We start from the raw sequence: 13,066 nt of genomic DNA, 5'->3' as shown, positions 1-13,066 counted from the left end.
GGACTGAAGTCTATATGGAAACTAGAAGTATTATTAAAGAATTTAAATATGATTTTCCTTTGGAAAAAGTTTGGAGTGCTGTCACTGTCAACGAAGAGTTGATTCATTGGTTGGCGGATAAAGTAACCGGTCGCCCTAAACTAGGCGGCACTTTTTCCTGGACCTGGAATTTAGGTCCCGAAGGAGAACTTACTTCTACAGGCATTTACAAAAAGATCGTTCCTTTCCAAGAGTTGATACTTCAATGGCAGGATCATCCGGCAGGTGATATAGAACTCAAACTAGAGTTTGAAAAAGACGGAGATTCTACTCTTCTTAAGCTCACCAACTCAGGATACCCATTGGGAGAAAAATTCGATCATTGGATCGAAGCCGCTTCTGAAGGCTGGGATGAGGAAAGTATGCATTTACTACAGTACCTCAGGAAGAACTAAAATATCTCTTTAGTGTCGGATTGTGTTTTTGTTTTCCACTTGAACTCTCGGGTCCCTAAAAAAAGATGGCATTAGAGCCCCCGATCATAGGGTGTTCGCGGTCTTTCTCTTCATATAGAGGCCAAGATCGCGAGCTGCTTTTCAAGGCGGTATACAGTGAACTTTCCAGAACTAGACTCTTATTTTCAAAGTCTTACGGATATCACAGATACGATTTCGATTTTAAACTCACCGTACGATTCCGAATTCGATTCAGATATCTCTAAGATGGAAGACTTCTTAAATGAGATCCAATCCAAAGATTGGCTCACCACGGACAAAGAATACTTTAACTTATTCACCAGTCACTTTTCCTTTCATATCAAAATAGTAGAAGAGATCGTTCGCGAAGCGAGAGAGATCTTGGATCCTGAGCGTCGTAGGCATGTAAAACGTTTGGTAGGATACTGTAAAACAACCGAAGAATGGTTGGCAGATCTTCAAAAACGCCGCAGAGCTACCGAAACTCTCGCAACTGCTTGATATAATCTATTGACATCCCCGGTCAGCCGGGGAGTCTTGAGTCCGTGTCCGAGAACGAACTCCAATCAAAAGAAAAAATTAATTTTTTCACCCATCCTTTTCTATTCTATCCAGTACTTCTTTTTATATTCATATTCGCTCTAGATAAAATTTTCTTTTTGGATAAGGTCAGAGACTACGTAAAAGTAGAATTAACTTATATTTATTACGACGTTAAGCAGGATCTCTTGAAAGAGATGATCTCCAAATTCGGAAAGAATGCCGAGAATAAGTCCAACAAAAAGTTGGTACTCCTCATGGGCTCTTCCAGGATGTTATACTTCAAGAACGAAGAGATCCTGGACTTCTATCCTGACTGGGAAGTTTATAATCTTTCTTCTGCGGTAACCACTCCCGCATACTATCTCTACTTTTTGGAAAGATTATTCGAAGCAGGTGTAAAACCTGACTTTCTAGTTTTAGAAGCGGATCCTTTTCAGTTCAACGCAAACAGCACTACATTCAAAAAATCGAATTTAGCAAATAGTTTCGATCTTAGATTCGTTCTTTCCAATGCCTGGGACCTAGGTAAGGAAAATGTGAATTATTATCTGGCGAATTATTTTTTCGGAGTAAGTAAGAATAAACCTTACCTCACAAATGTGTATTCTCATCTTACCAATAAAAAATTCGCGCAAGCCGACCTGATCAAAAAACTGACTATAGAATCTCTACAAAGGGATAAGGGAAATGCAATCTCTCCTGCTGGCGGTTTTATGGAGAAGGATTACGGCAAACTGGAAGCAAGTTCTATCCGTACGATTGGCTGGATCTATCCTAAATATTCTCCTTCCGAAATGCAATTTTCCTTTTACGAAAAGATCCTGGATAGAGTGAAAGAAGAAGGAGTTCCTACCCTTGTGGTTCGCCCTGAAGTTTCTCTTCCTTTGGAAAACCTTCTAAAAGAATTGAATATCCCCGCTCCTTGGTGGGAAAGAATTCGCCCAATTAACCAAAGGGTCGGTATTCCCATTATAGATATGGCGGAAGCATCCGACTACGAGTGCAATACTTTTGCGGACAGTGGTCATATGGCAGTGGACTGTTACCGTCCGTTCTTACGCTTTTTAAGAATGAGATATCCAGGAGAGTAATCCGCCTTTCATTCTACATATTTCGCCGGGGAAAGGAGGTTGACGAGAAGGATTGTCTGCCTTAATTTTGCTTCGTTAGATTTTCCCCAAAAGGCGAACCCATGAAAAAAATTATCTCCACAGCGGTTTCAATTTCTCTTTTGATCGGATGTTCTTCGGCGAGTGTCGTTGAGAACAAGGGCAAGAATGTCGAGTTCCAAATTTTAGAACCGAATATCAGAGTAGAAAAATTCAAAGAAACATTCAATTTAAAGGCAGAAGGTCCGGTTAACTTGGACTGTTCCGGTAAGCCCTGTACTCCGGACCAAGCTAGCGCGTTAACTCCCGATCAGATCAAAAAACTGAAACGTAACGGTTCTTGGAAAGAATATGTAGAAAAGGAAGATCTTCAGAAAAATAAATTCTCCGTTCTGGTCCGCGTAGGTGACTACAAAGATGATAAAAGAGAAGGGATCTGGAAAACATTATACGAAACAGGAGAAACTTTAAGAGAAACTCCTTATGTTGCCGGTGTAAAAGAAGGTGAAGATAAAAAACTCGCGAAAGATGGAACCCAACTTGAAAGCACAATCTACAAAGCCGACAAGAAGAATGGACCATACTGGTCTAAAACAGACAAAGGGATCTTAAGCGACGAAGGTACTTACGCAGACGATAAAAAAGTCGGAACTTGGAAAGATTATTATAACGAAGACGGAGCTAAAAAATCCGTAATCGAATTCAAAGACGGCAAGAAAAGCGGTAAAGAAACGAATTATCATAAAGATGGGAACACTGTCTCTTCAGAAGGAAATAATTCGGACGATCTAAAAACGGGTTATTGGAAAAACTATTACGACAACGGGTCTCCTCAGTCCGAAGGTAACTACGCTCCGAAGGGCGCGGGTGCGGATAAGAAATCTCTCAGAATAGGCGCTTGGAAAGAATATTATAAAAACGGAAAGGTATTTGCGGAAGGGCAGAGAGATCATACTCGTAAGGGAGATTGGACCTTTTATTGGAGCACCGGAAATCCTGCGTATAAAGGAACCATGATGAACGAAATGATGATGAGTTCCGCAGAAGTATACGATAAGGACGGAACAATCGTTGGAAAAGGAAAACTTCTTTTCGACCTTCTACTCATGGACGAAAAAACTGACGAACTGAAGGCAAAATACAAACCTGATTTCCCGTTTGCATATTATAAAAACGGCAAGAAGTCCTTCGAAATTTCGGCAAACGGAACTGCGGTCGAGTATGACGAGTCTGGAGCAAAGATTGGACAAGGGCCGATTATGCCTGGGACAAACCAAAAAAACGATTGTTGGACAACGGCTCAGGGTAAAAAATATTACGTGAACGGTAGAGAAAATCCTAAAATGGGAGAATTACAAGGCTGTAAGTAATCTTTAGCCTAATGTGTATTTCAATTTCTTAAGTATGAAAAGCTCGGAGAGTAAATGTTCCGGGCTTCCAATATTTATAAATGCTTTTCTCAATCTGTAAAATTCTTCTCTAATCCATGTTGGAACTCCAACATGGATACAGAAAGGAAAATGCCTTGGAAAAAATTATCACAAATAACGATCTCAAAAAAATTAGTTTAGGGATATTAGTGGCAGCTCCTCTATTCTTCCTGCTTGGATATTTCGCCCGAGGATGCAGCTCTATAAATCGTCAGGCAAAGGTAACTTATAGTGGTTCCTTTACCGAAGGGACTCTAGTTTCCTTAAATTCTAAAAATGTAATATTACAAGATCCTGATTTTTCTATTCCTCTGGAAACGGTGGAGAAAATAGAGTTTTTAGAGGATCCCCAAAGTTTAAATCCGAACCAAGTACCTTTGAGCGATCCGGAAAAATCATTTGTAGGGACTTATAGGATACAAATTGGAACTCATAAGGGCGTATTGAGTATTTTTCCTCGCAAGACAGGAGGGATAGGAGCTACTTTACGTTTTACGAATTGGGGAAAAGGATCAAACGAGATCCTGACGGGTATTCGAGTGACGGGCAAATCCATTCGTTTTGTGAGATCCTGTGCAGGAGCAAGATGTTCGGAGATAGGGAGTAACGTTCCTTTTACCCAAACTTACACAGGAGACTTGGACGGTAAAAAGATCCAAGGAGCTTACCAAGGTACGAATAGTTCCGGCCGTTGGCTTGCGGAACGTTAATAGGAAATAGTATGGAATCCATCGCTAAAGATCCCTTATCCGAATCTGATATCCATTTTGCAAAAGATACTTTAGATCGGATCCGCCAAGAACTAACCGGAGAGATCACAGGACAAGAAGCAGTAGTGAAAAATCTACTCATCTCTTTAGCCTGCCAAGGACATGTTCTCTTAGAGGGGATGCCAGGACTTGCAAAAACACTTCTGGCAAAATCATTATCTTCCGCATTGGATCTGGATTTTAAAAGAGTGCAGTTCACGCCTGACCTTCTTCCTGCTGACTTGATCGGGACGATCGTGTTCAATCCAAAGAATGGAGAATTCACTACACGTAAAGGCCCGATCTTTACCGGAGTATTGCTTGCGGACGAGATCAATAGGGCCCCTGCAAAAGTACAGTCTGCTCTTTTGGAATGTATGGAAGAAAGAACAGTCACCATAGGAGAGAATACTTTTCCTTTGGAGAGGCCCTTCTTAGTGCTGGCTACAGAGAACCCGATCGATCAAGACGGAACGTATCCGTTACCGGAAGCGCAAATGGACCGTTTTTTTATGAAGGTTCTTGTGGATTATCCTGATATAGACGAGGAACTTGCAATTTTAGAGCAGCATGGCAAGCTAGCGGCTGGTCCAAAACGTATTAAAAAAACTGCAACTGCTAAGGATGTATTAAAGATCTCTTCTCTTGTGGATAGAGTCCACGTAGAACCTAAATTAAAAAGTTATATTGTTCGTTTAGTAAGGAATACTCGCCCGGAAGAAAAAACCGTTCCGGATCTTCTTCCCTATGTAAAACATGGAGCTTCTCCTAGAGCCAGTTTGAGCCTACTCAAAGCATCCAAAGCAAAGGCATTATGGGAAGGAAGAGACTATGTGGCACCGGAAGATGTGAAGGCTGTTCTTCCTGAGATACTTCGTCATAGAATTTTACTTACGTTCGAAGCAATTTCTGAGGATGTGGGGATAGAATCTGTGGTTCGGATCGTTTCGGACGCGACCCAGATACTTTGATCTAATCGACTAAAATGTTCCGTAAAGAATACCAAAACCTGATCCAACTTTTGGATTTTAAGGAGAGAGGATTTTCTCTTCGAAACAGACAAGGTACGGCCACGAGTTCCAGAAAGGGCAGGGGAGTGGACTTCAAAGATGTTCGCCCTTATGCTGTCGGTGATGATACAAGACTTATAGATTGGAATGTCACTTCCAGATTCGGAGAATTACATGTAAGAGAATTCTACGAAGAGAAAGAAAGACTTGGCGTTTTTTTTCTGGATGTTTCCGAATCGATGGATTGGAGCAGTTCAGAATGGACTAAGGCGGAGAATGCTTTCCAGGTTTTAGCTCTATTAGTTTTACTTTATGTAAGAAAAGGAAATCTCGCTAAAATTCTACTCTATTCGGATCGATTGGAATGGGAAACCGGTTATATCCGAAATACGGAAGAAGCTCTTTCTGCATTGGAGAAGGTTCGTACTTATCCTCATAAAAAACTAAAAACAGATCCTAAACTTCCATTCGTACTCTTAAAAAACAGGATCAGAAGATACACTGATTCTTATATACTTTCCGATTTTCATGGACTTCCTTCTTTAAAAAGACTTACAGGTCTTAGAAGATTTCATACTCTACATGCGATCCGATTTAAGGACCGTCTGGAAGAAAGTGCCCCTAAAGGTTTTTTCCAATTCTTCTTGTTAAAAGATCCTGAAACAGGCGCTATTCCTTCTCCTGTAGGAGAAAGTATCAAAAAGAATCTGGAATTTTTGTTTAAGTCCAGATGTTTGGAATTGGAAGGAAAAGATACCGACCCAAACAAACTCCTGGAATATTGGAGAAGTATGTCATGAAGGCGGGAGTTTTCCGTCGAAGATCTTTGGATCGTATTCAATTTTTCTACTATGTATTCTATTCATCTCTGCTGCTCTTTTCAGTTCCGTCATTTGCTTGGAAAGAAGATTGGGAACCGAAGGAAGTAGGGATCGGAGAACAGGCGGAATATCTGTTGGAATTCCAACAGGGAGAAATTCAGAATCCTGAGATCCCTTCTAAAGGAATGTATCCTGATCCTGATTCTCCAGATCTTCCATTATTCGAAGTGATCTCTTCTGAAATTTCAGAGACAAAGATCAAGTTAATCGTTGCTTATTATAATTCTGGAAAATTCTATTTGCCAATTGTTTGGAAAGATAAGAACGGAAAAGAATTTCTCTCTGAAGCAGCTCTGACTGTTCTTACTTCCATTGGGGAGAAGGACAAAACTCCGGAGGAGATCCTACCGCCTCTGGAATTTTCAGGGAAATACGGCTGGAAATTGGCGGCAATCATCGCGGGCCTTGCCGCTTTAGGTTTGGGGATTTTCTATGCTTGGTATTTGAATCAAACAGCATCTAAAAGAACTATGGATGCACTTGTAGAGGCGGATCCTTGGGTTCAGAAAATTCTAATATACGAAAGTAAATTGGACGAGATCATCAATACTCCTCCGGTATTTGCCAGGACTTTTTATAGAGTATTATCAGGTTATATTCGAGAGAATATGTCCAAAAAGATGAATGCTCCATTCGCGCATCTGACCGAAGCGGAATTATTCCAACGTATTTATGATTCATTCGGATTGGAAGAAGAGGAAGTTAAAAATTGGGAGAATACTTTTCGTAAGGCCCAATATTCCGGAGAAGAAGTGGAGATCCCTTCTTCCGAAGCGCTGAAGGCTTGGGATTATTGGAAGGAGGCGCTTTCCAAATGACTGAATGGGAATCTCCATATTACCTTCTTCTAATTATCCCGATCTGGATCTGGACAGTCTATTCTTATTGGAAAAACGAACCAGCACTTGGAATCGAACTTAGAATCCCCGGAAAAATCCAATCCGGAACATTCTCTCTAAAGCGGTTTTTATCTTCGATAGCTCCGTTAGTTCGCCCAATTGTATTGACATTGTTTGTAATCGCAGTCGCAGGTCCCGGGAAAAGATATAGATTCCTTCCGGATGAGACCAAAGGAGTGGATATTATTCTGGCATTGGACGTATCCGGCTCCATGTCCAAAAGCAGGGACTTCTTACCCGAGACCCGCTTAGGAGTTTCTAAAAAATTACTTAAAGAGTTTATTAGAAAAAGAGAAAATGATCGTTTGGGGTTGGTAGTATTTGCGGGAGGAGCATACCTGCAATCTCCTTTGACAAGCGATAGAGAAGTGTTGGAAGAAATATTAGGCCAAGCAGAAGAAGAGACAGTTCCAGAACAAGGAACAGCTATAGGAGATGCACTTATACTCTCCTGTTATAGATTACGCAGGTCTCCTGCAAAATCCAAGGTAATAGTCCTCATAACGGACGGCGCTTCTAATACCGGTCGTATAGATCCAGTGACTGCTACTGAGATTGCAAGGGGTGTAGGGGTAAAAATTTATTCCATCGGCATCGGAAAAGAAGATCAATCTTACGAAGTAAATTTCGAAATTTTGGATATACTTTCCAAAAGAACAGGAGGAGTATTTTATAGGGCGGAAGATATCAGCGAGCTAAGAGAGGTCTTGGCCTCCATCGACTCTTTGGAAAAAGATCTTTTGATCCTGCCTCCGGAAGAAGTAAGAGAGTCAGAATCCTTAATTTTTCTGACCTATGCGCTCGCGTTATTGGGCTTGGATCTACTTTTGAGATCTTGGGTGTTTCGGTACTACGTATGAACGAAACTTTTTTAGAATCTTTTTGGATCTCGCTTGGGCTGATCTTCTTTGCTTATTCTTTATTTAAGCTCACATTCTATTTTTATTGGAGCCGTTGGAAAAAATCTTATCCCGGCTTGCAAAGAGAATCCAAGGTCCCACCTTTCTATATAGTGCTCGCAAGGATCTTTGCGATTGCTTCCGTATTTTATCTTTCTTATTTTGCCTACCAAAGAGCTGAATCGACCAAGTCTAAGGAAGAGGAAGTCTCCCGAGGTGTGGACTTTCTATTCTTGGTGGATGTAAGTCTTTCTATGCAATCTGTGGATACTCGTCCTTCTCGCATAACCAGAGCAAAAGAAACAATCCTGAGGCTTCTTCCTCAATTGAACGGAAACAGATTTGGTATGATCGTTTTTGCCGCTTCTCCATTTGTATATTGCCCCATGACTTCGGATACTCGTGCATTTTCAGAGTATGTAAGAGGTTTGGATGTGGATATAGTGGGAGATAGAGGGACCGATCTGAAGTCTGCATTCAAAAAAGCGGAAGAAGTCCTGAATTCAAATCAAGTATTACGAAATCGTATTTTGGTTTTGATCTCGGATGGAGAGGATATGGATTCTCCTAGTATCGTAAAATTTCCTGCTGAGGTTTGGGTCTGGTCTGTAGGAACTCCAACAGGAGGTCCGATCGGATATTCAGAAGACGGTTCTCGCGTGTATGGTTTCTTAACTAAAGACGGATCCTTGGCTCCTTATGAAAATTCTCCAGGCGTTATTATTTCAAAATCCAATCCTGGATTTCTAAAAGAACTAGCCTCTGCAAACGAAGGCAGATTTTTATCTCTAGATTCTGAAAGTCCTGAGATTGGCGATATAAAATCCTGGATCGGGTCCATGGAAAAAAACACAGGACAAAGAATTCGTAATTTAAGGAGGGCAGAAGGAGCCAAAAAGTTTCTCGTACCTGCGCTCCTACTTTTATTATTTGATTTCTTTGTGTTAGAATTCTGGGGAAGATTTTTGGTAAAACTTTCTAAAAAAGTCGCTCCGGGTTTATTGCTCCTTTTCTCACTCTGGGGAAGAGAAACCTATTCTTTTGAGTTGGATCCGGGAGGGAATCGGATCAAAGAGGGTAGGAACTCCTACGAACAAGGAGATTATAAAAATTCTTTAGAAAGATACAAAGAAGCAGATCCTTATTTTCCGGAAGATCCTAGATTAGAATTCAATCGGGGAGATTGCGAATATAAGTCCGGAAATCTAGACAAGGCAATCCGTCATTTTGAAAAGTCTGCAGATTCAAAAGATTCTGGGCTTAGAGCGCAGTCTCATTTTAATTTAGGAAACTCTTATCTAAAATTAGGGGATCGTAAAAAAGCAGCAGAACATTATCTTCGTTCTTTAAAAGAAAATCCTAATTTAGAATCTGCTAAGAAGAATTTAGAATGGTTGCGCAAACTTCCTCCTCCGGAAGGAGAAAACAAAGAGAATACATCTGAGGAGAAAGAAGGCAAGTCTTCCGCATCTAAACAAGGTTCCAAAGGAAAAGAGAAGGTCGAAAAACAATCTAAGTCCGGGGCAGGAAAGGAACAGAAAGATAAAAACAAATCCAAGATCGAAGACGAATTAGATCGGATTATGGAGTCCATGGATTTGGATTCAGTAAAAAGAAGAAGTCCAGGTTCCCGGAACAAAGAGGTGTTCTGGTGAAACGTTTCCTTCTTCTTTTATTATTAGGAGCATTTCCTTTATTCGCGCAAGGTCCCAAATTTTATCTTAGCCAAACTAGGGCAGATCTGGGAGATGCAGTATTTATTATTTTAGAAACGGAAGGTGGTGCTCAGGTTCGTTTGATCGAAAAAGAATGGGCCGGACAAGGGATCAAGGCAGTTTATTGGGGCACTGAAGAAAATACCACTATAGTAAATTTTAAAGTATATCGTAAAAAATTAATTAAGTACAGGCTAACAGTCTCAGCGCCAGGGCGTTTTTCCGTCCCGGAGATAGAAGTAGAAGTCGACGGACAAAAAGTCGAATCAGGAAAGATGGCATTGGAAATTTCTCCCAGAAGTTCCACTACGAATAAGTCTTCCGGATTCTTTTCTAATCGTTACTTTTTTAATGAAGAAGCAGAAGGTCCTGAAGATGGGGACTTGAAGGTATTATTCAGAACGAACAAGGATCAAGTTTGGGTGGGGGAGCCTATTTTAGGATTTTTTACCTTATATTATAGAAATGCAATACGCCCTTATATAGATCGGGATTTTTCCAGTTCTATCGAATTTCCTTATTTTAGAAGTGAGGCACTTTCCGGAATTAATCTTTTAATCCCGGAACAAGTGATTTACGAAGGATTAGAATTCGAAACTGCAGTTTATAATAAAGAAACATTCATTCTGACACCTTTGAGAAAGGGGGAATACTCTTTAGGCTCTACAGTCTTTCATTTAGAAGGGAGACAGCAGTCATTCTTTCATATGAGAAGTATTAAGACGATCCCGAGTAAAATTTTCGTAAAGGACTTACCTTCTCCTACTCCGTCGGAATTTAAAGGGGCAGTAGGCAATTTTAAGATAGGTTTAGAAGAATATCCTAAAACAGCCTTTTTAGGAGAGCCTTTTCAGTTCAAGTTGACCATCTCAGGTAATGGGAACCTATCTTCCATTAAGGATCCCTTATTAAGTGGATGCGATCCTTCTTGTTATCCAGAGATCACTTTTTTGCAAACAAGACTGCAAAGAGATTTTAGAGAGCTTGGCCCAGGAGAATTCGGATTTTATCTGAATCATTCTTATCATTATTCAGTACTTCCTAAAAAAGAGGGAATTTGGAAACCGGAAGATCTGAAATTTACTTTTTTCAATCCTGGATCAGGTAGATATGAATCTGTTTCTCTTCGTTTTCCAGGTTTGGAGATCGGTCCTCCTAGACCGAAACAGGAAATTACGACTGAGGATACAGGAAGTAAGGGTGGATCTTTTATAGTAGTATCTATCCTTCTTTCTTTCGTATTTATAGGGATAGGTACATTTACGGTTTTAACGCTGCGTAAGAAGTATCAAGCCGAAGTGATATTGAAACGACTTGACCTCTGGATAGGTTCCAAAAGAGGTTTTGTTTTGAAACATTCTGTGATGACCAAGGGATTGCCGGAGGAAGAGGCAAGTCTTCTCGCGAGTTGGAAGTCCGACACGGTTCCGTTGACTGAAACTTATAAAAGTCTGGGACCTTCTTCCAAAGCAACTCTGATTAGGATCTCAAATTGGTTGTCTGAAAAATTAAAAGAGGAGGGATCCGAATGAGCGAAGAAGTGAAAGGTAGGATCTCCGTAGAAACGGAGAATATTTTCCCAATTATTAAAAAATGGTTATATTCTGAAAAAGATATATTCTTAAGAGAATTAGTTTCCAACGCATGTGATGCAATTGCTAAACTCAAAAAAGTCTCCTTGAACGAGGAATTCGAAGGAGGGACAGACTATAGGATCGATCTGGATTTCGACCAAGAAACCAGGATCTTAACCATCCAAGATAACGGGATCGGGATGACCGATGAAGAAGTGAACCGTTATATCAACCAGATCGCATTTTCAGGCGCAGAAGAGTTCGTAAAAAAATACCAATCGGAAGGAGATAAGCCTGAGATTATCGGCCATTTCGGTCTGGGATTTTATTCTAGCTTTATGGTTTCTTCCAAGGTAAAAATAGAAACCAAGTCTTATAAAAAAGGAAGTGTTCCCGTTATTTGGGAAAGTGAATCAGGCACTGAGTTTACCTTAAAAGCAGGAGAAAGATCCGAGAGAGGGACCAAGATCAGTCTGTATCTGGATGGAGATTCCGGAGAATACTTGGATTCTTGGAAACTAAAGGAACTAGTTCGTAAATACTGTGATTTTCTTCCTGTTCCGATCTTTGTAAAAGAAGAGAAGGCGAATAAGCAAACCCCATTATGGAGTGAGCAACCTTCTTCCGTTAAAAAAGAACAATATGATGAATTCTATCAGTATCTATTTCCTTTTGCAGGAGAGCCTTTATTTCATGTTCACTTAAATGTGGATTATCCTTTTAGGCTACAAGGGATCCTGTATTTCCCAAGACTCAAACATGAGTTAGATGCAAATCGAATGGGGATCAAACTCTATTGTAATCATGTGTTTGTGTCTGATGAAGCAAAAGAGTTAGTGCCTCAATTTTTAACCGTTCTACAAGGAACTCTGGATATTCCCGATCTTCCTCTGAACGTCTCGAGATCTTATTTGCAAAATGATCCTTTGGTAAAAAAGATATCTTCTCATATCGTTAAAAAAGTTTCAGATAAACTGCAGGAAGAATGGACCAAAAATCCGGACGAGTTCCGTAAGAACTGGGAAGAAATCTCTCTTTTCGTTAAGTATGGGATGATGACTGATGAAAAATTTTACGAATCAGCAAAGGATTTGATATTCTTCCGTTCATCTAACGGCGATTTGACAAAGCTGGAAGAATATGTAGAAAGAAATAAGGAAAAGAATTCCGGCAAAGTATATTATGCGGGGGAAGCAGAACTTTCTTCCGTATATATGGATCTTCTTAAGTCCCAAGGATTGGAAGCTTTGCTTGTGGATTCTCGCATAGACAACCATTTCTTACAGTTTTTAGAGAGTAAAAACCCTGATTGGATATTCCAAAGAGTGGATTCAGAACTTGCCGACCAAGTTTTGGATAAGGATGCAGGCCCTGATCTCGCAGACCAAGATAACAAAACCACGGAAGATAGGCTTAAGGAAATTTTTACTAAGGCTATTTCGAAAGAAGGTGTGGAAATTAAAACGGAAGCATTGAAGTCGGAGGATATTCCTGCCGTAATTTTATTACCGGAACAACTGAGACGTTTGGCCGATATGGGCCAGATGTACGGACAAAAGGCTGGTGACTTCTTAAAGAATCATACTCTTCTTCTGAATCGCAAATCTAAATTGGTTAAAAACATCCTTGGTCTTTCCAAGGGTGCGCGTCCGGAGAAGGCGGAAAAATTGGCCCGTTCCGTGTACGATCTGGCCTTGTTAGGTGCCAAGCTGATCGGAGAGGAAGAATTGAGTGATTTAATCCGCCGCCAAAGAGACCTATTGGAAGATCTTTCCTCGGATTAATTCCGAAAAAAAAAGGGG

12 protein-coding genes and 1 pseudogene are annotated in these 13,066 nt (G+C 40.5%); all 13 read left to right on the top strand.

Going from position 1 to position 13,066, the window contains the following annotated elements; translation table 11 throughout:
- Window positions 1-14: 14 nt before the first annotated feature.
- The gene (locus CH352_RS12750; protein WP_100707418.1) at window positions 15-434 is read left to right on the top strand and encodes an SRPBCC family protein; all 420 of its coding nucleotides are present in this window, start codon (window positions 15-17) and stop codon (window positions 432-434) included.
- A gap of 156 nt (window positions 435-590) precedes the next feature.
- Window positions 591-956, top strand: a complete 366-nt coding sequence (locus CH352_RS12745) for a PLU-1-like domain protein (protein ID WP_100707419.1) — start codon at window positions 591-593, stop codon at window positions 954-956.
- 44 nt (window positions 957-1,000) lie between these two features.
- Window positions 1,001-2,089, top strand: coding sequence for a DUF1574 domain-containing protein (locus tag CH352_RS12740; RefSeq protein WP_100707420.1), 1,089 nt, complete (start codon window positions 1,001-1,003; stop codon window positions 2,087-2,089).
- A 101-nt stretch (window positions 2,090-2,190) separates the two neighbouring features.
- Window positions 2,191-3,477 (top strand): LIC20035 family adhesin, encoded by a 1,287-nt coding sequence (locus tag CH352_RS12735; RefSeq protein ID WP_100707421.1) that lies wholly within the window; start codon window positions 2,191-2,193, stop codon window positions 3,475-3,477.
- 116 nt (window positions 3,478-3,593) lie between these two features.
- A complete protein-coding gene (locus CH352_RS12730) occupies window positions 3,594-4,247 on the top strand; it encodes an LIC20036 family protein (protein WP_100707422.1) in 654 nt (217 codons plus the stop codon).
- An 11-nt stretch (window positions 4,248-4,258) separates the two neighbouring features.
- The gene (locus tag CH352_RS12725) at window positions 4,259-5,257 is read left to right on the top strand and encodes an AAA family ATPase (RefSeq protein WP_100707423.1); all 999 of its coding nucleotides are present in this window, start codon (window positions 4,259-4,261) and stop codon (window positions 5,255-5,257) included.
- 14 nt (window positions 5,258-5,271) lie between these two features.
- The gene (locus CH352_RS12720) at window positions 5,272-6,096 is read left to right on the top strand and encodes a DUF58 domain-containing protein (RefSeq protein WP_100707424.1); all 825 of its coding nucleotides are present in this window, start codon (window positions 5,272-5,274) and stop codon (window positions 6,094-6,096) included.
- On the top strand, window positions 6,093-6,995 hold the full coding sequence (locus CH352_RS12715; RefSeq protein WP_100707425.1) for an LB_053 family protein: 903 nt from the start codon (window positions 6,093-6,095) through the stop codon (window positions 6,993-6,995). The genes CH352_RS12720 and CH352_RS12715 overlap by 4 nt, the downstream gene beginning before the upstream one ends.
- On the top strand, window positions 6,992-7,936 hold the full coding sequence (gene batA, locus CH352_RS12710; protein WP_100707584.1) for a VWA domain-containing protein BatA: 945 nt from the start codon (window positions 6,992-6,994) through the stop codon (window positions 7,934-7,936). The genes CH352_RS12715 and batA overlap by 4 nt, the downstream gene beginning before the upstream one ends.
- Window positions 7,933-8,931 (top strand): annotated as a pseudogene (gene batB / locus CH352_RS19225) (VWA domain-containing protein BatB); the annotation flags it as partial. The gene batA and the pseudogene batB, both read left to right, overlap by 4 nt.
- Window positions 8,917-9,630 carry a TPR repeat-containing protein BatC gene (batC, locus tag CH352_RS19220; protein ID WP_341476373.1) on the top strand — a complete coding sequence of 238 codons (714 nt, stop codon included), beginning with the start codon at window positions 8,917-8,919 and terminating at the stop codon, window positions 9,628-9,630. The pseudogene batB and the gene batC, both read left to right, overlap by 15 nt.
- Window positions 9,627-11,222, top strand: coding sequence for a BatD family protein (locus CH352_RS12700; protein WP_100707427.1), 1,596 nt, complete (start codon window positions 9,627-9,629; stop codon window positions 11,220-11,222). Before batC ends, CH352_RS12700 begins: the two co-directional genes overlap by 4 nt.
- Window positions 11,219-13,048, top strand: a complete 1,830-nt coding sequence (gene htpG, locus CH352_RS12695) for a molecular chaperone HtpG (protein WP_100707428.1) — start codon at window positions 11,219-11,221, stop codon at window positions 13,046-13,048. The genes CH352_RS12700 and htpG overlap by 4 nt, the downstream gene beginning before the upstream one ends.
- Window positions 13,049-13,066: the final 18 nt, after the last annotated feature.

The sequence above is a fragment of the Leptospira hartskeerlii genome (assembly GCF_002811475.1).
Taxonomy (GTDB): Bacteria; Spirochaetota; Leptospiria; order Leptospirales; family Leptospiraceae; genus Leptospira_B; species Leptospira_B hartskeerlii.
The sequence above is the reverse complement of the archived record's forward strand: the minus strand, read 5'-3'. Positions and strand labels throughout refer to the sequence as shown.